This window comes from Cellulomonas sp. P2_B4 (assembly GCF_056404795.1).
In genome coordinates this window covers 41,453-58,717 of the sequence record NZ_JBFUDI010000011.1, presented here as the reverse complement: position 1 = coordinate 58,717, position 17,265 = coordinate 41,453, and the positions used below count along the sequence as shown (strand labels likewise).

Below are 17,265 nucleotides of genomic sequence, written 5' to 3'. Positions count from 1 at the left end.
CTGATCGTCGTGCGCGGTCAGCCGACCGGGACCGGCACCCAGGGGATCTGGACCTGCGAGACGCGGGCGAGGATGCCGTCGAGGACGGCGACGCGGTCGAACTGGAGGGCGTGCGCGCGGGCGCGCTGCTCCCAGTCGGACCGTTCGGCCGGGGACATCGTCAGGACGCGGTCGAGGGCGGCGGCGATGGCCGGCGGGGACTCGACGGGCACGATCAGGGCGGTGTCGCCGACGGCCTCGCCGATGCCGCCGGTGTCGGTGGTGATGACGGGGCCGCCGCCGGAGAGCATCTTCTCGACGAGCGCGATGCCGAACGTCTCGACGAACTCCGGGCGCGGCTTGCTGGGCAGGACGTAGGCGGCGGCGCCGGCCATGAGATAGGACTTCTCGGCGTCGTCGACGTCGTCGAGGAACGTGATCCGCGAGGCGGCGGACGACGCGGCGGCCAGAGAGCGCAACCGTCCCGCGTCCGGACCGTTGCCGGCGATCACCAGGCGCAGCGAGGCGGCTGCAGTGCTGGAGGCGAAGCCCTCGATGAGGTCGTCGACCCCCTTGGCGTGCGCGAGCCGGGAGAGGAACAGGACGTAGCCGTCGGCGGTGAGGCCTCGAGACGTCAGCACGTCCGAGGGCGGGAGGTTCAGGTAGGAGCCGACGTCGACCGCGGGGTAGGAGACGGTGACGCGCTCACGGCACTGGGCGGCGAACGTCGTGCCGTGCTTGGCGTCGATCGCGGCGGCTTCGCTGATGATCAGCTCACGCGTGTAGTCGGAGACGGCCAGGCAGATGTCGTGCTCCAGGTACGACGAGAGCACGTGGGCGGCGGCGCCGAACTGGTCGTTCTCGACACAGGCGCGGACCACGTTGGTGACGTCGGAGCCGACCGCCTCGGCGACGGTGACGACGTTGACGGGCAGGCCGGTGCTGCGGGCGACGCGCACGGCGTCGGCGATCGCGAGCGAGTGCGGCGACAAGTACAACGACATGGCGACCGTCGGTACACCGTCGGTGAACAGCTCGACGAGCCGCCCGGTGATGCCCGCGAGCCATCGCCCGTCGGGCACCTTGTAGTCGCCGACGGGCTCGGGGCGCTCGACGGTGATCCCGGGGCTGTACGGCAGGACGCCGTCGAGCGGCTTGAGCGGCAGACCGGTGGCCTGGAGCCGCTCGATGGTCCACGTGATGATGCGGACGTCGTCGAAACCCCTGTCCAGAGCGGCTTCTGCGAGGTTGCGCGCCTCACCCGAGTGGCCGCAGATCACCGGGTCGGCACGTACGACGATCACGAGGCGGCGGCGGGGTGTCGTCATGGCGGTCTCCTCAGCGACGCAGTGCGGGGGGAGGAACGGTCAGGGAGGGCATCGTGCTCACGGACGGCGGTCGGACGGCGGTGCCCCAGTCCGACGGTGTCGGGCCGAGCGTGACCAGCAGGCGTCCCCCGCGGTGGAGCTCGGCACCCGTGATCCAGGTGCGCTCGAGCGGTTCACCGTCGAGGTGCACGGACTGTACATACTGCGTCGGACCATCGGGTGTCGGTTCGATGAACCCTTGGGTCTCGATGTTCAGGCTGCGGTCACCGACCGCGATGCTCGCCTCGCGCCAGGCTGGTGCGTTGACGAGGTAGAGGTTCTGGCCGGCGACCGGGAAGAGCCCGAGCGACGCCCAGACGTACCAGGACGACAGCCCGCCGGAGTCGTCGTTGCCGGGCATCCCGCCGCGGCCGACGGCGAACTGGTTCTGGATGATCGCCTGCACGACCTCCGCGGTGCGGTCGGGCCGGCCGGCGTACTGGTACGCCCACGGCGCCTCCATGTCCGGCTCGTTGTTGAGGCCCTCGAACCGGTTGAGCGCGTAGCCCGCGGCCATCTCCTCGATCCCCGGCCGCAGGCCCGGCTGGACGACCGCCGGCGCTCCGTACCCGAAGAACTGGTCGAGCTGCTCGACGAACGCGTCGTCGCCGCCCGAGAGCTTGATGCGCGCGGCCATGTCGTGCATGAGCCGGAACGAGTAGTTCCAGCGGCCGCCCTCGTAGTAGGTGGAGTCCTGCAGGAGCCCGGTGCTCACGTCGTAGGCGTTGATCCACTGCGCGGCGAGCGGCGCGAACTGCTCGACGAGGTCCGGGTCGCCCACGTGCGCCGCGATCTGCGACGTGCACCAGTACGCGAACGCCAGGTCCAGCGTGTGGCTGATCGGGTGCGCCACCCCGCGCAGCAGGAACTCCTCGCCGTAGGTCCGACGAAGGTCGTTGTGCATGTGCACGAGCGCCCAGTCCCAGTCCATCCCGGGCAGGCCGAGCTGGCACAGGTCCGACAGGAACGTGTGCGCGAGCGCGGAGGCCTGCCGGCTGAACTGGTCGGCGCCGCGCGCCATCCGGTACCCGATCGGGAGGTTGCCCTCCTCCTCGGCGATCGACAGCAGGGCCTGAGCGAGCTCGACGGCACGGTCCGGCAGGAGGGTGGTCAGCAGCGGCAGCTGCGTCCGGTAGATGTCCCACATGGTCGCGATGTCGAACGCGAACGGGCCGTCGGTCGGCCAGAACGGGCTCTCCGCGGGCGCCAGGCACGGCTTGATCAGCGAGTGGTACAGCGCCGTCGAGAACACCGTCTGCTTCTCCGTCGACGGGGTGTCGATGCGGATCTTGCCCAGCGTCGAGCGCCAGACGTCCGCGGTCTGCGCCCGCCTCGTCGCGAAGCTGGACGGACCCGGGCCGCACTCCGCCTCGAGGTTCTTGCGGGCCTGGTCGACGCCGCGCAGCGAGAACCCGAACCGCAGCTCGACCACTTGGCCGGGCTCCGACGGGCCGGCCCACATGAGCCCGAACGGGCGCAGGGTGGTGGGGCGGATGTGGTCGAAGTCGAGACGCGTGCCGCCGGGCATGAGGCGCCGGTCGTACCAGAGCATCTGCCGCCAGTGCGGGTCGTCGCACTCGACGTGCACGGCGAGCGGCGTGCCCTCGACGATGATCTGGCCCTGCGCGACCCCGGGCGCGATCGAGTGCAGGTGCGCGCGCAGCGGCACCGTCCGGCCGTGGGGGATGGTGAGCCCGCCGAGCGAGAAGTCGATGACCAGACGTGCGTCGCGGTGCGACGGGAACGTGTACCGGTGGACCGCGGTCTTGGGCCCGACCGTGATCTCCGCGCGGATGCCCGACTCGAGCGTCGCCGAGTAGTAGCCCGGCTCCGCGTCCTCGTCGACGATGTCCCAGAGCTGGCCCAGGTCGTCGAGCGGCTGCAGCATCGGGGTGACGCGGAAGTAGTTGTAGTACTTGCGGATCGCGCCCGTGCCGGACTGCTGGAAGTGCGTGAAGCCGCTGGCGACGGGCCGGTCGTAGATCTCGTTCGGCAGGCCCTCGGTGCCCAGGTCGTACTTCCCGTAACCGGTGGGGTAGCCGCCCGAGTACGCGCACGCGCTGACCATGCCGAGCGGGTAGGTGGCGCCCGGGTGCGTGTTCCCGACCTGCGGCTTCGGCCACCACCAGGTCGTCGCGAGGCCGTGCTGCTGGGGCAGGCTCGTGGCCTCCGTCCCGATGAACGGGTCGACTCGCTCGAACATCGCAGCCGCTCCTCGCGCTCGTGCGGACGCCTTCCGGCGGCCGATGCGTCGGTGCCTCGTCCTGCGGACGGTACGTCCGGTGGGTTACGGGCGGGTTTCGCGACGACACGGCCAGGGCTGGGGACGCGTCGATATCGTCTGGGGATGACGGCGCCGACGACCGCACACGACGTGCTCGACCGGCTCTCGACCCTGCGATCCGACGAACAGCTCGCCGCCTACGAGCGGTACTTCCCCCTCGACGAGCGCGGCGACGACGTGTTCCTCGGCGTGAAGATGGGCACGGTCTTCGCGCTTGCCAAGGAGGCGGAGCTGCCCCTGTCCGAGGTCGAGCTCCTGCTGGACTCCGAGCTGCACGAGGCCCGGGTGTGCGCCGTCAGCATCCTCGACGCGCGGGCGCGTCGCGCGCGGACGACCGACGACGAGCGTCGGTCCCTCTACGAGCTGTACCTGCGCCGGCACGACCGCATCAACACCTGGGACCTCGTCGACCGCGCCGCCTTGCACGTCGTCGGCCGGTACCTGGAGCCCCGCGACCGCTCGCCGCTCTACGAGCTGGCGCAGTCCGAGGACCCGTACGAGCGGCGGACCGCGATCGTCTCGACGACGTACTACCTGCGCGCGGGCAGCAACGACTCCGCCGACACGTTCGCGATCGCCGCGCTGCTGGTCGACGACGAGTCGGACACCGTGCGCAAGGGCGTCGCCTGGGCGCTGCGCACCGCAGGCGGCGACGGGCTGACGACGTTCCTCGACGAGCACGCGGCCCAGATGCCCCGCGTCATGCTCCGCGCGGCGGTCGAGCGCCTGCCGAAGGACGAGCGAACGCGCTACCTGGCGCTGCGCACGACCTGAGTCAAGCGACGAGGCTCTTGTTCCTGGCGTCCCGCGGCGGGAGGGTGACCGGATGGGCTTCGAGGCACTACCCGTGGGCCGGGTCGAGTCGTCGCTCGTCGATCGGGCGTCGGCGCCTCGGCAGGGGGACGAGGGGGCGCCGGATGCGTGGGTCGTCGTCGCGCCGGAGTATGCGGATGCGCTGGCCGACATCGCCGTCGGGGAGGACGTCCTGCTGCTCACCTGGCTCGACCGGGCCGCGCGCGACGTGCTCGTCGTGCATCCGCGCGGGGACGTCTCCAGGCCGGCGACGGGGGTGTTCAGCACGCGGTCGCCGGACCGGCCGAACCCGATCGGGCTGCATCGCGTGACGGTGCGGAAGGTGGACGGGACGCGGCTGCTGGTCAGCGACCTGGAGGCGCTCGACGGGACGCCGGTGCTCGACATCAAGCCGGTGCTCGGAGGGCCCGACGAGAGGTGACGGGACGCCGGGGGGCGCGTGAGCGCGCGGACCGCCATGATCGTGGCGAGGAGCTCCCACGCTCGTCGTCGGCGAGAGGACCCGTGACCCCCATGACCGAGGCAACCGCGAAGCCGTGGACTCCGCCGAAGGTCCCGCGCAGCGCGTGGAACGCGCTGATCGTGCTGATGGCCGGCATGTTCATGGCGCTGCTGGACACGACGATCGTCAACGTCGCGCTGCCGACCATCCGGGAGGACCTGAGCGCGTCCGAGGCGACGCTGAGCTGGATCATCTCGGGGTACGCGCTGGCGTTCGGCATCGCGCTGATCCCCGCCGGCCGGGTCGGGGACCGGATCGGGCACAAGTGGGTGTTCTTCACCGGGTTGGCGCTGTTCACGTTCGCGAGCCTGCTGTGCGGGCTGTCGCAGACCAGCTTCCAGCTGATCGCCGCGCGGGTGCTCCAGGGGTTGGCCGGCGGCATGTTCGTGCCGGGGGTCACGGCGTTCATCCAGCTGCTGTTCCCGGGGCCGGTGCGCGGCAAGGCGTTCGCGATCATGGGGTCGGTGATCGGGGTGAGCACGGCGCTCGGTCCGATCCTCGGTGGCCTGATCATCGAGGCGTTCGGTGAGGCGAACGGCTGGCGGATCGTCTTCTTCGTCAACCTGCCGATCGGGGTCGCGGCGCTGATCGCGGCGGCGATCCTGCTGCCCGCGGGCAAGCTCGGCACGACCTCCAAGCCGGGCTACGACTTCGTCGGGCTGGCGCTGCTGACCGCGGGTCTGGTCGCGATCCTCGTGCCGCTGATCGAAGGGCAGGACAAGGGCTGGCCGGCCTGGACGTGGATCACGCTGGCCGCCGGAGTGGTGCTGATCGCGCTGTTCGGGGCGTGGGAGGTGCGGATCCAGGACGAGAACCCCATGGTCCCGCCGCACCTGTTCAGCCACCCGGCGTTCACCGGTGGGACGGTCCTCGCCATGGTCTACTTCGCGGCCTTCACCAGCATCTTCTTCACCATCTCGCTGCTGTGGCAGGCCGGGCTCGGGCACACCGCGCTGCAGTCCGGCGTGGTCGGGGTGCCGTTCGCGATCGGGTCGATCATCGGGGCGTCGCAGAGCAACCGGCTGTCCCAACGGCTGGGGCGCACGGTGCTGGTCATCGGCACCTTCTTCGTCGCGGTCGGCCTGGCGTGGGTGTGGCTGGTGCTGCGCAACGTCGAGGCGACGGACCTCACCAACTGGGACCTGCTCGTCCCGCTGCTCCTGGCCGGTATCGGCAGCGGCATGTTCATCGCACCGAACGTGCAGTTCATCGTCGCGACGGTGGACCGGTCCGAGGCGGGCGCGGCGAGCGGCGTGATCAGCGTGATGCAGCGGGTCGGCAGCGCGATCGGCATCGCGGTGATCGGCAGCGTCCTGTTCGGGCAGCTGCACATCACCAGCCCGGCCAGCGTCCCGCAGGCGTTCACCGACGCGGCCGCGGCGGCGATGTTCGTCAGCACCGCTCTGGCGGTCGTCGCGTTCGTGCTCGTGTTCGTCCTGCCGAAGCAGGTGGCCTCGGGTCACGGGGCTCCGCCTCCGACGGAGTGAGCGCGGGTGTCGGTGGTCGGGTGGATCGTCGACGCATGACGAGACCAGCCGCCATCGACCTGGCGAACAAGTGGACCGCGATGTGGAACGGGGACCTCGCGCTCGTCGACGAGATCCTCGCCCCCGACTTCCGGATCGAGTTCGGCGCGGTCGTCGCCGATCCCGACCCGACGCTCATCACGACACCCGCCGGCATGGCGGAGTTCGTCGGCACGTGGCGTGCCCGCCGCGGCGACCTCGTGTTCGCGCTCCAGGGAACGCCGGTCGTCGACGAGGACGACGGCATGGCGTTCACCTGGACCGTGGACCTGCCCGGCCTGAACCGGCGCAGCGGGATCGACCTGTGCCGGCTCGTCGACGGGAGGATCGCGCGGGTCTGGTCGGTGACAGGCGAGCGCGCGTTCGTCGTGTGAGGCATCAGGCCGGCCCGGCGGCGCGCCCGTACCGGGCTGCCAGCGCGCGCACCTCGGCGGCGAGCGCGGGGGAGTCCAGCACGTCGAAGTCGACGCCCCACATCGCGAGGTAACGGGCGAGGGAGGCGGCGTCGTCGGACCCGACGTCGACGAGGCACGTGCGGTCCGTCTCGGCGGTCACGGTCACCGCCGCGGGGGCGCGAGGGACGACGTCCGCGAGCGGCGCGTGCAGCCGCACCCGCGCGCGGAAGGCCCAGGTCGCGGCACCGATGGCGGCGTCGACGAACGCCGCGATGTCCGACGGGGCCGGCCGGGGCCGGAAGCGCGCGCCGTTGGGGACGCGCAGCGTCAGACGGTCGACGCGGAAGGTGCGCCAGTCCTGACGGGACGTGTCCCAGCCGACCAGGTACCAGCGGCTGGCGCGGTGGACCAGTCGGTGGGGCTCGACCTCGCGCCGCGACGAGCGGTAGTCGAAGCGGAGCCGGACCGACGAGCGGCAGGCCTCGGCGATCGCCTGCAGGGTCGCGCCGTCCACGGGGGCCGACGAGCGGTGCGTGAACGCGGTCGACGAGGCGAGCACGTCGACCCGGTACCGCAGTCGCGACGGCAGCACCTGCTCGAGCTTGACCAGCGCGGTGACGGAGGCCTCCTCGATGCCCTCCACCGCGCCGGTCGTCGCGAGCCCGAGGCCCACGGCGACGGCGACCGCCTCGTCGTCGTCGAGAAGCAGGGGAGGCAGGGTACTGCCTGCGCCGAGCGTGTAGCCGCCCGACGACCCCGGCGCGGCACGGACCGGGTAGCCCAGCTCGCGCAGCGCGGCGACGTCGTTGCGCACCGAGCGCGTGGAGATCCCGAGGCGCCCGGCGATCGCCGGCCCCGTGTGCGGACCGGGTGCCTGCAGGATCGACAGCAGCCTCAGGAGCCGCGCGGACGTGGTGAGCACGAGAGCCAGGATCTCAGACGTTGCGGAAGCAAGCCTGCCGCAACGGCATCCAGGATCGAGGCATGGACATCAACGGAATCGCCACGATCGTGTACCCCGCTCGCGACCTCGCCGCGGCCATCACCGCCTGGTCGGCGGTCACCGGCACCGAGCCGCTGTTCGCCACCCCCGACTACGCCGCGTTCCGGTTCGCCGGCACCGAGATCGGCCTGACGCGCCTGCCGTGGGTGGACTTCCCGCTCGTCATGCTCGACGTCGAGGACATCGAAGAGGCTCGCGCGGGCTTCCTGGCGGCCGGGGCGACCCCGATGGCCGAGGTCGAGGGCGGCGGGCTGGCTGAGCTCGGCACCGCACCGGTCACCAACGGGAACCCGGAGAACGGGATCATCGACATGAATGGCGCCCGGCTCGGGGTGATCAGGGTCGCCGACGGCCACCTGCTCGGCCTGCGGCAGGCGGTCGCGTGGGGCTGAGGAGCTAGATCAGCTCCAGCTCGCGGCTCTTGGTCTCCCCGAAGAACTGCGACACCTGCTGCAGCGTGGAGAAGCCGTCACCGGCCAGGTCCACCAGCAGGTCGTTGCTCCACATCATCAGGCGCCCGATGGTCCACTGGACGCGGGCGGCCTCCGGCAGCTCGAGCCCGTAGACGAGCTGCGCGATCTCGCGCTTGCCGCCGGCCGGGGTGCTGTAGGTGAGGATCGGCAGGTAGCGCTCGGGCTCGACCACGCAGAGCACGCGCGTCAGCAGCGCCTCCTTGAACCCGGTCATCCCGAGCCCGCCCTGCTCGTGCACGAGCCGCGTGAAGCGGTCCGCCATCGGCACGCTCGGGGGCCCGTAGAGCAGGTAGCGGATGGTGTTGCGCGTGCGCGCCGTGGCCTCGTAGTCGCCCATCGTCTTCCACGCGCGGTTGAACACCGACATGTTGCCGGGGGCGGCGCCGACCGTGCTGTTGGCGAACTCGCGCAGGTCGTCGGGCTCGGCGTCCACGATGTTGTCGGCGCTGAAGACCTCCTGGTACTTGGCCCAGTAGGCCAGCACCTCGGGGTCGGGCGTCTGGTGGTCGAGGAGGAAGTCGGCCTTGAGGGCGTCGATGCGCGCCATGCGGTCGGGCTCGACGCTGGACCGGTCGGGGAACCGGTCCCGAAGCCCCGAGTAGGACGCGGGGGTGTCCGTCACGCGCTTGGCCTCGCCGCGCGTCCAGGTGTGGTGGCACGACGAACAACGAATGGTTCGGCGATCGTCCGGCAGTCGCTCGACGAGCTCGAGCTCGTCCGACTTGCAGACCGGGCATTCCAGCATGAGTGCTCCTTCGCCTCTGTGCACTCAGTGTGCACGTCCTGGCGCGACGGCGTGCCGGGTCCTCGGTAGGTGGTCGTCCCATTCTCCGCCCGTCGTCACCAAACCGATACGGACGAAGGTCCTGATCCGGGACCTAGGTCCGGAGTTGGCACGAAATGCCCCACCTAGCGTCGGATCACGGACTGCGCCCACCATCCCGGGCGCCGTCCTCGACCGGCTCCCGGGCACACCCGAGGGCCTGACCCGCACCTTCGAGGACGAGCCCATGACCGAGCACCTGCCGCACCAGCGCGGTTCTGAGCGACGTCGCGTCGTGATCGGCCTGGACATCGGTGCCGTGACCGCGCAGGTCCGGGTCGTCGAGCAGGAGTCCGGCGCGATCGTCCTCGACCACGTCTCGGCCTCCGCCAGCTGGTCCGCGACGCCCCTGCGCTATGCGACGGGCTGGATCGTCGATGCGGTGCGCGGCGCGCTCGACGACTGCGGCGACGTGGAGCTGGCCGCGGTCGCCGTCGGGGCCACCGGGTGCGAGGTCCGTGCGTTGTGCGACGCCCTCGGCACCACCGTCTGCGCCGCGCTGCGGGTGCCGACGATCGTCGTCAACGACGCCGAGCTCCTGGTCCCGGCGGCCGGTCTGGACCGTGGGGTCGGGGTGCTCGTCGGGAGCTCCGCCATCGCGGTCGCCACCGGGCCGGGCCAGCTCACCGGTGCGTCGAGCTGGGCGTTCTCGGACGTCGGCAGCGCGTCCTCCCTGGTCCGTGAGGCCGCCCTGACCGTGCTCGCCCGTGCCGCGCGTGGCGACGAGCCCGACACCCTGCGCGTCCTGCTCATGGAGTCGATGCAGCTGCGCACCGTCGACGAGCTCGCGCAGGTGCTGCGGTGGAACTCGCGCTCGCTGCCCTGGGGCATCCACGCACCGGCCGTGTTCCAGGCCGCCGACGAGGGATCGACGGAGGCGAGCGCGCTCGTGACCGCGAACGCGCAGGCCGTCGCGACCCTCGTCGTCCAGCTGTCCCAGCGCGGGGTGGACGTCCTGCACGCCGTCGTCGGCGGCGACGTCGCGCCGGAGGTGCCGCGCCTGTTCGCCGGGATCCGTCGCTCGATCCTCGACGAGCTGCCCGACGCCGACGTGCGGATGCTCGAGGTCCCCGCGGTCGAGGGTGCCGTCCGGCTCGCACAGCGCTCGGCGGTCGACGGTCCGGCCTGCGACCCCTAGACGCGAGCAGGGATGGCCAGGGTCTCGGCGATCGCCTGGTCCCACGGGGTCGCGGTGGTCCCGAGCATCCGCTCCGAGGCCGTGGTGTCCATGACGAACGGCTCGGAGAAGTGGTCGGCGACCGCGGCGATCTCGCGCATCAGCGGTGACACGAGGCCGAGCGCGCGGACCATCGCGGCGGGCGTCGGCCTGATCCGGGGCTCGCGCGCACCGGCCGCCGACGCGAGCCGCGCACCGAGCTCGAGGAACGTGAGCGGTTGCGCCGTCGGCACGTGCCACGCGCGTCCCCACGCGCCCGGGGTCGCACCGGCGGCGACGAGCGCCCGGGCGAAGTCGGGCAGGTAGGTCCAGCTGTGGGGCTGGTCCACCGCGACGACCGGGCGGACCACCTTGCCGGCGAGGAGGGGGCCGACGAAGCGCGGGCCGGCATGGGCCTGTGAGTCGGCCAGCGGACCCAGGTAGTCGGCCGCACGGACCTCGGTGGTGCGCAGGTCGGTGCGAGCGGCGGCGTCGCGCCACATCTGCGCGCGGACCGCACCCTTGGCCTCGGTCGCCCGCAGCGGCGTGTCCTCGAACATCACGGTGCCGTGGGTGCCGTAGCCGTAGAGGTTGCCCGCCGTGACCAGGACCGCACCCGTGCGGGCGGCCGTGTCCAGCAGCGACGACGCGAGCGGCGGCCAGTCGGTCACCCAGCGCCAGTACGTCGGGTTGGCGCAGTTGTAGAGCACGTCGGCGCCCTGCACGGCCGCGGTCAGGGCGTCGGGGTCCGTCGCGTCGAGCGCGACGTGCCGGACTCCCGCCGTCGCGGTGCCGCCCGACCGGCTGACGACGAGCACGTCGTGGCCCTGGGCGACGAGCTCCTGGGCGAGCGTGGAGCCGACGGCTCCCTTTCCGACGATCACGTGCTGGGACATGGTGCGCTCCTCGGTCCTGGTTGCGAGAGCAGTGCTCTCGTATGTGAGCAATGCTCGCATGCAACCGACACGAAAACAAGAGCAGTGCTCTTTGAAGTGATCAGTGCTCTCGTTCCCGTCGGAAAGCAGGCATGATGGCGACATGGCAGCGAGCACATCCCACGGCACAGCCCGCGAGCGCGCCCGCGCCGAGGTCATGGCGGAGCTGCTCGCTGCGGCCCGCGCCCGACTCGTCACCGAAGGAGCCGCGGACCTGTCGCTGCGCGCGGTGGCGCGCGACCTGGGCATGGCCTCGTCGGCGGTGTACCGGTACGTGGAGTCGCGCGACGCGCTGCTGACGCTGCTGATCATCGAGGCGTACGACGCCGTCGGACAGGTGGCCGAGGAGGCGATGCGGAGCGCGCGGGACCCCGCGGCGGCGTGGCTCCAGGTGGCCCGGGCCGTGCGCGGCTGGGCTCTCGACCAGCGGCACTCGTTCGAGCTCATCTACGGGACGCCCGTGCGCGGCTACCGGGCGCCCGAGGACACGGTCGTGCCGGCGGTGCGGATCTGGGGCGTGATCGTCGGGCTCCTGATGCGCGCACAGGCGGAGGGCACTCTGCGGCCCGCCGGGCCCGACTTCGACCCGCACGGGCGCGTCACCCCCGAGGTGTTCGCCTTCGTCGGCTTCGACGACCCCGCCGACGTGCCGGACGACGTCGCGCGCATCGCCGCACGCTCGGCCACCCTGTTCACGTCGCTCATCGGCGCGATCTCCGTCGAGCTGTTCGGGCACCTGCACCGCGTCGCCGGCGACTTCCCGCGCCTGTTCGACGTCACGATCGCGACGGCCGCCGCGGGCGTCGGGCTGCACGTCGACCTCGACTGAACAGGGGACGTCGGCGGACATTCGCCCGCTGTTCGCCCGCGACATTCGCGAAAACGCTGGTGAATTGGGCAAACGTCCGTCAACCTGATGACGACCGCGACGAGTGCGCGGCCCACATCGACCTGAGCACGAGAGGGGACACCCGCCATGACGCACGAGCTGCGGATGTCGCGACCTCGACCTCGGAAGCTACCCGAGCATGCCTGAGCACCAGCTCAGCGCAGCCATGGGCCGTCTCCGACATTCGGGGGCGGCCCATTGCCGTCTCACGACCACGACCCGACCGACACACGGCACGCCTCGCTAGCTCAACGGGACAGAGCACCGGCTGACGAAGCCGGAGGCCGCTGGTTCAAATCCAGCGCGGGGCACCACACAGAAGGGAACGGACATGACGGGAGTCCTGGTCCTGAACGCGGGGTACGAGCCCCTCCAACGCGTGAGCCTCGCGCACGCCGTCCGCATGCTGCACCGGCAGGTCGCCGTCGTCGAGGAGGCCGTCGACGGGCGCACCTTCGGGCCCTACCCGCTGCCGCGCGTGCTGCGCCTGGTCCGCTACGTGCAGATGCGCTGGCGCAACCGGCGCGGGATCCCCGTCTGGTCCCGCAGCGGCATGCTCGAGCGCGACGGGCACCTGTGCGCGTACTGCGGCACCGCCGGCGCGAGCACCGTCGACCACGTCCTGCCCCGCAGCCGTGGCGGCGGGAGCTCGTGGCTCAACACCGTCGCGGCCTGCCTCGAGTGCAACCACTCCAAGCGTGATCGGACCCCGCAGGAGGCGGGCATGCGGCTGCGGTACGAGCCGCACGTCCCGACCCACCGCGAGCTGCTCGCACGCTGAGCTGGGGACGGCGGCACGTGCACACGCGCCGCCGTCCCTTGTGTGCGCTCCTCGGCCTCAAGAATGACGCGTCACGTGCCGACTCAGAGGCGTGACAGGGGGACAGGGCGTCGCTGCGGGGTGGTACGACGACCGCGCGACCGCGGGAGTCGTGCGCTGGTTCGACGGCACGGCGTGGACCGAGCACACGCGACCGGCTGAGCACACGCGCCCGACCGAGCCAGCGGCGTTCGTCGTGCCCGGGGGTGGTGCGGTCTCGCCCCCGATGACGGCGCCCCCGGTGACCATGGCATCCGTCGGTTCGGCCGCCTACAGCCCGGTGCCCACGCACGCCCCCGGGCAGGCCGCGCCGTTCGGCGGGCAGGTCGCGACGTTCGGCGGGCAGGTCGCGACGAGCGGGCACCCGGCGTTCGGCGGGCAGGCGACCGCCGGCGCATTCGGGGGACCGGCAGCCACGGGCGCGTTCGGCGGGCAGGCGGCGCCGCCGTCGCGGTTCGACAGCTACGGCCAGCAGCCGGCGTTCGGGCAGCCCCAGCCGGCGTTCGGACCGGCCGGCATGGGCGGCATGGGCGGGGCGCCGTCCTACGCGGGCTCGATGGTCGACCACGCCGGCATCGCCTCGGCCCGCCGACGGGTCCACCGCGACCTCTGGCTCGGCATCGGCCTCCTGCTCCTCGGCGCGATCATCGCCACCTGGGTCGCGGCGTCGATCAGCGCGGCGGGCGGGTACGGCGGCGGCCGCCACTACGTCTCGACCGCGGGCGTGATCGGCGGTCTGGCCTCGTTCTACCGGGCGCGCAAGAGCTAAAAGACGATGGTCGAGCTGGGCGGCACTCCGTGGAGCTCGTCGGCCATGACGATGGCCATGGTCGGCGCCGGCGTGGCCGTGCTCCTGTCGTTCATCGCGATCGTGCACGCGTACACGGCGACCGGGTCGACGGGTCTCGAGCCGGTGGGCGCGGGCTCCTGCTGGGCGGGCGGCGGTGGGACGGTCTGGCAGGTGTCCTGCGACCTGCCGCACTCCTACATCGGGACCGCGCTGATCTCGGACGGCGGGATGTGCCCCAGCGGAAGCGAGACGACCCTCGCGCTCGACGACGGGACCGGTCGGGCCCTATGCCTCGCGTCCGACAGCGTGACGACGGGATGACCGGATGAACACCGCACCTGGCTGGTACGACGACAACACCAACCCCGGCGGGCTGCGGTGGTTCGACGGTCGGGACTGGACCGCCTACACGGCACCCGCACCGTCCTTCGCGCCGCCCGGCCAGGTGGGCGCTCCGCCCTCGTACGCGGGACAGCCGATGACGCCCTACGGCCACCCGGGGCAGCAAATGCCCTACGGCTACGGGTACCCGCCGCACCCGCGGTCGCAGGAGGAGGGGGACGGCCCGGGCGAGCTGCTGCACTGGATCGTCCCGGTCGGTCGCTCCTGGCAGTCGATCGTCGCGGGCTACGTCGGCCTGGCGGCCCTCTTCTTCTGGATCCTCGGTCCGGTCGCGATCGCGCTGGGCATCCTCGGCCTGCGTCAGGCGCGCGCCGGTGGCCACGGGTCGGGGCGCTCGATCTTCGCCATCGTCGTGGGCGCTCTCGCCTCCCTGGCCGGGCTCGTCGTCCTCACGGTGACGTGACCGGCTTCCCGTGCAGCCACGGCGTGTAGGTCACACCGACCAGCAGGCCCTCCGGGCTCAGCAGCCGCGACGTCGTCTGCCCCCACGGCTCCTCGGTGGTGTCGCGCAGCAGCCGGTGGCCCTTCGCGACGAGCTCCGCGACCCCCGCCACCACCGCGTCGGCCGAGGCGACGTCGAGCTCGAGCCACGCCTGCGGGACGGGCAGGTCGGCCGGCCAGTCGGGACTGCCGAAGGTGGACTGCGCCGCCTGGGTCAGCGGCCACAGCGCGAACGCCTTGACGCCCTCGAGGGAGTCGTTGGTCAGGTAGCCGGGTGCCGGCTCCTCGAGCGGGATGCCCAGCCCGTCCTCCCAGAACGCGCGGGCCGCACCCGCGTCACGCGTGATCGGACCGAACCCGGCGACGAACGAGATCTCCATGGGCGACGACGCTAGCCAGAGGGTCCGACAAGCGCCCGCGCGCGCAGGAGGACCGCGTCGAGCATCTGCGGCGTGAGGCGTCCGGTGAAGGTGTTCTGCTGGCTCACGTGGAAGCAGCCGAGCACGGTGAGCGACCCGATCACGGGATGGCCGAGGACCACCTCGGCGCCGTGCCCGAAGCGGGGTCGGGGTGTCGGGACGGTCCAGCCCTGCTCGGCGAGCGTGCTGAGCAGGGCCTGCCAGCCGAACGCGCCCAGAACGACGACCACCGCCGGACTCAGCAGGTCCAGCTCGCGCGCCAGGAACGGGCCGCATGTGCGGCGCTCCTCGGGGGTCGGGTCGTTGGCGGGCGGCGCGCAGCGGACCGGCGCGGTCACCCGGACGTCGGTGAGCGTCAGGCCGTCGTCGCGGGACGTGGAGGTGGCCTGCGACGCGAACCCCGTGCGGTGCATCGCCGCGAACAGGAAGTCGCCCGAGCGGTCGCCGGTGAACATCCGGCCCGTGCGGTTGGCGCCGTGCGCGGCGGGCGCGAGGCCGACGACGAGGACGCGCGCCCGTGCGTCGCCGAAGCCCGGCACCGGGCGCGCCCAGTAGGTCTCGTCGCGGAACGCGGCCCGCTTCTCGACGCCGACGAGCTCGCGCCACGCGACCAGCCGCGGGCACGCCCGGCACTGCGGAACGACGGCGTCGAGCGCGGCGACGTCCGCCGCAGCCGCCGCGGCACGCACCACGTCCGCCGGACCGTCGAGGGTCACCCTGCTCACCATGCACCCTCGTCGCGAAGCCGCGGCGCGTCCGGCAGCGCGTCCAGGGCGGACAGGACCTCGGCCACGGAGGACACCGGGCGCGGTCCGGGCGGCAGGTCCCACCCGTTCAGCGCGATCACGGGGACGCCGGTCCGCACGGCGAGCGCGACCTCGCTGAGCGTCCCCCACGAGCCCCCCACGCTCACCACCACGTCCGACGAGCGCACCAGCAACCCGTTGCGCAGCTCGCCCAGCCCGGTCGGTATCGCGACCGTGACGTGCGGGTTCGCGTCGCCCCTGGACGAGCCCGGGAGCAGTCCGACGACCACCCCGCCGCCCTCGGACGCGCCGCGCGACACCGCCGCCATGACACCGCCCAGCCCGCCGCAGACCACAACGTGCCCGCGCTCGGCGAGCCCGCGCCCGAGCACGAGCGCGTCCTGAAGCTCGTCGGCACCCGGGTCCGACGGCCCGACCACCCCCACGTACGCCACGGCGTGCTACTCGAACCTCGACGGATCACCCGCGCCCACGCGGACCACCTCGGGCGCGCCGTCGGTGAAGTCGACGACCGTCGTCGGCTCCATGCCGCAGTCCCCGGCGTCGACCACCGCGTCGAGCACGAGGTCGAGCTCCTCCTTGATCTGCCAGCCCTCGACCATCGGCCACTCGGCGCCGGGCATCAGCAGGGTGCTGGACAGCAGCGGCTCGCCGAGCTCGCGCACGATCGCCATCGCCACGGGGTGGTTCGGGATGCGCACGCCGATCGACCGCTTCTTCGCGTGCGCCAGCCGCTTGGGCACCTCGGGCGTGGCCGGGAGGATGAAGGTGTACGGCCCGGGGGTGGCGGCCTTGATCGCCCGGAACGCGCTGTTGTCCAGCTGCACCAGCTGACCCAGCTGCGCGAAGTCGGCGCAGACGAGCGTGAAGTGGTGCTTGTCGTCGAGACGCCGGATCTGCCGGATGCGGTCGGCCCCGTCGTGGTTGTCCATCCGCGAGCCGAGCGCGTAGCAGGAGTCGGTCGGGTAGGCGATGAGCGCGTCGTTGCGCAGCAGCTCTACCACCTGCGCGATCAGCCGCGGCTGGGGGTTCTCGGGGTGGACGTCGAAGTAGCGCGCCATGGGATCGACAGTAGTAGCGCGAGCGGGGTCAAGCTTTGTCGGGCGCGACCCCGCGGACCTCGTCGGCAGCGAACCGGCGGTGGGAGTCGGCCAGCTTGGCGCGAGCCGCCGACCCCAGGTCCACGCCGAGCACGTCCGCCAGGCAGACGAGGTAGACGAGGATGTCGGCCATCTCCTCGGCGGCGCGCGCGTGCCGGTCCGGTGCGGCGAACCGCGCGACGGCCTCGTCGGCGGGCACCCACTGGAACAGCTCGGCGAGCTCACCGACCTCGCCGACGAGCGCCAGGATCACCGACTTCGGGTCGTGGAACTGCTGCCATTCGCGTTCGGTGCTGAACTCCCGGACCAGCCGGGTCAGCTGGGCGATCTCTCGTTCCTCGGTCACGACCCCAGCCTCTCAGAACGCGACGAACCCCCCGG

Annotated in this window: 21 protein-coding genes and 1 tRNA gene; 12 read left to right on the top strand and 10 right to left on the bottom strand. The window is 72.2% G+C overall.

The window, feature by feature from the left end:
• Positions 1-17: 17 nt before the first annotated feature.
• Together AC1DZC_RS16830 and AC1DZC_RS16825 are read right to left on the bottom strand one after the other, a co-directional pair.
• On the bottom strand, positions 18-1,307 hold the full coding sequence (locus AC1DZC_RS16830; RefSeq protein ID WP_477044068.1) for a glycosyltransferase: 1,290 nt from the start codon (positions 1,305-1,307) through the stop codon (positions 18-20).
• A 10-nt stretch (positions 1,308-1,317) separates the two neighbouring features.
• Positions 1,318-3,549, bottom strand: coding sequence for a glycoside hydrolase domain-containing protein (locus AC1DZC_RS16825; RefSeq protein WP_477037799.1), 2,232 nt, complete (start codon positions 3,547-3,549; stop codon positions 1,318-1,320).
• 144 nt (positions 3,550-3,693) lie between these two features.
• Between AC1DZC_RS16825 and AC1DZC_RS16820 the strand changes: the two genes are divergently transcribed.
• From AC1DZC_RS16820 to AC1DZC_RS16805, 4 genes are all read left to right on the top strand, one after another.
• Positions 3,694-4,404 carry a DNA alkylation repair protein gene (locus tag AC1DZC_RS16820; protein ID WP_477044067.1) on the top strand — a complete coding sequence of 237 codons (711 nt, stop codon included), beginning with the start codon at positions 3,694-3,696 and terminating at the stop codon, positions 4,402-4,404.
• 52 nt (positions 4,405-4,456) lie between these two features.
• Positions 4,457-4,864 carry a tRNA (N6-threonylcarbamoyladenosine(37)-N6)-methyltransferase TrmO gene (gene tsaA, locus AC1DZC_RS16815; RefSeq protein WP_477044066.1) on the top strand — a complete coding sequence of 136 codons (408 nt, stop codon included), beginning with the start codon at positions 4,457-4,459 and terminating at the stop codon, positions 4,862-4,864.
• 92 nt (positions 4,865-4,956) lie between these two features.
• Positions 4,957-6,432 carry an MFS transporter gene (locus AC1DZC_RS16810; protein WP_477037802.1) on the top strand — a complete coding sequence of 492 codons (1,476 nt, stop codon included), beginning with the start codon at positions 4,957-4,959 and terminating at the stop codon, positions 6,430-6,432.
• A 35-nt stretch (positions 6,433-6,467) separates the two neighbouring features.
• Positions 6,468-6,845: a nuclear transport factor 2 family protein gene (locus tag AC1DZC_RS16805; protein WP_477044065.1), complete on the top strand. Its 378-nt coding sequence runs from the start codon at positions 6,468-6,470 to the stop codon at positions 6,843-6,845.
• A 4-nt stretch (positions 6,846-6,849) separates the two neighbouring features.
• On the opposite strand, the gene AC1DZC_RS16800 is transcribed toward AC1DZC_RS16805, so the two are convergent.
• A complete protein-coding gene (locus tag AC1DZC_RS16800; RefSeq protein WP_477044064.1) occupies positions 6,850-7,788 on the bottom strand; it encodes a helix-turn-helix transcriptional regulator in 939 nt (312 codons plus the stop codon).
• Positions 7,789-7,850: 62 nt separating this feature from the next.
• Between AC1DZC_RS16800 and AC1DZC_RS16795 the strand changes: the two genes are divergently transcribed.
• Positions 7,851-8,261, top strand: a complete 411-nt coding sequence (locus tag AC1DZC_RS16795; RefSeq protein WP_477044063.1) for a VOC family protein — start codon at positions 7,851-7,853, stop codon at positions 8,259-8,261.
• A gap of 4 nt (positions 8,262-8,265) precedes the next feature.
• Here the strand turns inward: AC1DZC_RS16795 and AC1DZC_RS16790 are convergent, their stop codons facing one another.
• On the bottom strand, positions 8,266-8,964 hold the full coding sequence (locus tag AC1DZC_RS16790; RefSeq protein ID WP_477044062.1) for a hypothetical protein: 699 nt from the start codon (positions 8,962-8,964) through the stop codon (positions 8,266-8,268).
• A gap of 388 nt (positions 8,965-9,352) precedes the next feature.
• Here AC1DZC_RS16790 and AC1DZC_RS16785 point away from each other — a divergent pair, with 388 nt between their 5' ends.
• Positions 9,353-10,303 (top strand): hypothetical protein, encoded by a 951-nt coding sequence (locus AC1DZC_RS16785; RefSeq protein WP_477037807.1) that lies wholly within the window; start codon positions 9,353-9,355, stop codon positions 10,301-10,303.
• On the opposite strand, the gene AC1DZC_RS16780 is transcribed toward AC1DZC_RS16785, so the two are convergent.
• Positions 10,300-11,217 carry an NAD-dependent epimerase/dehydratase family protein gene (locus tag AC1DZC_RS16780; protein ID WP_477044061.1) on the bottom strand — a complete coding sequence of 306 codons (918 nt, stop codon included), beginning with the start codon at positions 11,215-11,217 and terminating at the stop codon, positions 10,300-10,302. The genes AC1DZC_RS16785 and AC1DZC_RS16780 overlap by 4 nt on opposite strands.
• Before the next feature lie 142 nt (positions 11,218-11,359).
• Between AC1DZC_RS16780 and AC1DZC_RS16775 the strand changes: the two genes are divergently transcribed.
• The 6 genes from AC1DZC_RS16775 (at position 11,360) to AC1DZC_RS16750 (ending at position 14,560) form a co-directional block, all read left to right on the top strand.
• Entirely contained in the window at positions 11,360-12,085 is a 726-nt protein-coding gene (locus AC1DZC_RS16775) for a TetR/AcrR family transcriptional regulator (RefSeq protein ID WP_477044060.1), read from the top strand.
• A gap of 297 nt (positions 12,086-12,382) precedes the next feature.
• A tRNA-Arg gene (locus tag AC1DZC_RS16770) sits at positions 12,383-12,459 on the top strand.
• 17 nt (positions 12,460-12,476) lie between these two features.
• On the top strand, positions 12,477-12,926 hold the full coding sequence (locus AC1DZC_RS16765) for an HNH endonuclease (RefSeq protein ID WP_477037810.1): 450 nt from the start codon (positions 12,477-12,479) through the stop codon (positions 12,924-12,926).
• Between the two features lie 91 nt (positions 12,927-13,017).
• Positions 13,018-13,734 (top strand): DUF2510 domain-containing protein, encoded by a 717-nt coding sequence (locus tag AC1DZC_RS16760; protein WP_477044059.1) that lies wholly within the window; start codon positions 13,018-13,020, stop codon positions 13,732-13,734.
• Between the two features lie 6 nt (positions 13,735-13,740).
• Positions 13,741-14,076, top strand: coding sequence for a hypothetical protein (locus AC1DZC_RS16755; protein WP_477044058.1), 336 nt, complete (start codon positions 13,741-13,743; stop codon positions 14,074-14,076).
• A 4-nt stretch (positions 14,077-14,080) separates the two neighbouring features.
• Positions 14,081-14,560, top strand: coding sequence for a DUF2510 domain-containing protein (locus AC1DZC_RS16750; RefSeq protein ID WP_477044057.1), 480 nt, complete (start codon positions 14,081-14,083; stop codon positions 14,558-14,560).
• On the opposite strand, the gene AC1DZC_RS16745 is transcribed toward AC1DZC_RS16750, so the two are convergent.
• The 5 genes from AC1DZC_RS16745 to AC1DZC_RS16725 are packed head-to-tail and all read right to left on the bottom strand — an operon-like array spanning position 14,547 to position 17,230.
• Positions 14,547-14,978 (bottom strand): VOC family protein, encoded by a 432-nt coding sequence (locus AC1DZC_RS16745; RefSeq protein WP_477044056.1) that lies wholly within the window; start codon positions 14,976-14,978, stop codon positions 14,547-14,549. The genes AC1DZC_RS16750 and AC1DZC_RS16745 overlap by 14 nt on opposite strands.
• 11 nt (positions 14,979-14,989) lie before the next feature.
• Positions 14,990-15,745, bottom strand: coding sequence for a uracil-DNA glycosylase (locus tag AC1DZC_RS16740; RefSeq protein WP_477044055.1), 756 nt, complete (start codon positions 15,743-15,745; stop codon positions 14,990-14,992).
• Positions 15,739-16,218 carry a TIGR00725 family protein gene (locus AC1DZC_RS16735; RefSeq protein WP_477044054.1) on the bottom strand — a complete coding sequence of 160 codons (480 nt, stop codon included), beginning with the start codon at positions 16,216-16,218 and terminating at the stop codon, positions 15,739-15,741. Before AC1DZC_RS16735 ends, AC1DZC_RS16740 begins: the two co-directional genes overlap by 7 nt.
• Before the next feature lie 6 nt (positions 16,219-16,224).
• On the bottom strand, positions 16,225-16,845 hold the full coding sequence (locus tag AC1DZC_RS16730; protein WP_477044053.1) for an L-threonylcarbamoyladenylate synthase: 621 nt from the start codon (positions 16,843-16,845) through the stop codon (positions 16,225-16,227).
• 28 nt (positions 16,846-16,873) lie between these two features.
• Positions 16,874-17,230 (bottom strand): nucleotide pyrophosphohydrolase, encoded by a 357-nt coding sequence (locus tag AC1DZC_RS16725; protein WP_477044052.1) that lies wholly within the window; start codon positions 17,228-17,230, stop codon positions 16,874-16,876.
• Positions 17,231-17,265 lie beyond the last annotated feature (35 nt).

Bases quoted from the DNA above. Each gene is read 5' to 3' on its own strand.
- AC1DZC_RS16805 (WP_477044065.1), top strand. From the start codon at position 6,468: ATGACGAGACCAGCCGCCATCGACCTGGCGAACAAGTGGACCGCGATG.
- AC1DZC_RS16740 (WP_477044055.1), bottom strand. From the start codon at position 15,745: ATGGTGAGCAGGGTGACCCTCGACGGTCCGGCGGACGTGGTGCGTGCC.
- AC1DZC_RS16820 (WP_477044067.1), top strand. From the start codon at position 3,694: ATGACGGCGCCGACGACCGCACACGACGTGCTCGACCGGCTCTCGACC.
- AC1DZC_RS16825 (WP_477037799.1), bottom strand. From the start codon at position 3,549: ATGTTCGAGCGAGTCGACCCGTTCATCGGGACGGAGGCCACGAGCCTG.
- tsaA (WP_477044066.1), top strand. From the start codon at position 4,457: ATGGGCTTCGAGGCACTACCCGTGGGCCGGGTCGAGTCGTCGCTCGTC.
- AC1DZC_RS16765 (WP_477037810.1), top strand. From the start codon at position 12,477: ATGACGGGAGTCCTGGTCCTGAACGCGGGGTACGAGCCCCTCCAACGC.
- AC1DZC_RS16780 (WP_477044061.1), bottom strand. From the start codon at position 11,217: ATGTCCCAGCACGTGATCGTCGGAAAGGGAGCCGTCGGCTCCACGCTC.
- AC1DZC_RS16745 (WP_477044056.1), bottom strand. From the start codon at position 14,978: ATGGAGATCTCGTTCGTCGCCGGGTTCGGTCCGATCACGCGTGACGCG.
- AC1DZC_RS16830 (WP_477044068.1), bottom strand. From the start codon at position 1,307: ATGACGACACCCCGCCGCCGCCTCGTGATCGTCGTACGTGCCGACCCG.
- AC1DZC_RS16785 (WP_477037807.1), top strand. From the start codon at position 9,353: ATGACCGAGCACCTGCCGCACCAGCGCGGTTCTGAGCGACGTCGCGTC.
- AC1DZC_RS16755 (WP_477044058.1), top strand. From the start codon at position 13,741: ATGGTCGAGCTGGGCGGCACTCCGTGGAGCTCGTCGGCCATGACGATG.
- AC1DZC_RS16810 (WP_477037802.1), top strand. From the start codon at position 4,957: ATGACCGAGGCAACCGCGAAGCCGTGGACTCCGCCGAAGGTCCCGCGC.
- AC1DZC_RS16775 (WP_477044060.1), top strand. From the start codon at position 11,360: ATGGCAGCGAGCACATCCCACGGCACAGCCCGCGAGCGCGCCCGCGCC.
- AC1DZC_RS16730 (WP_477044053.1), bottom strand. From the start codon at position 16,845: ATGGCGCGCTACTTCGACGTCCACCCCGAGAACCCCCAGCCGCGGCTG.
- AC1DZC_RS16750 (WP_477044057.1), top strand. From the start codon at position 14,081: ATGAACACCGCACCTGGCTGGTACGACGACAACACCAACCCCGGCGGG.
- AC1DZC_RS16795 (WP_477044063.1), top strand. From the start codon at position 7,851: ATGGACATCAACGGAATCGCCACGATCGTGTACCCCGCTCGCGACCTC.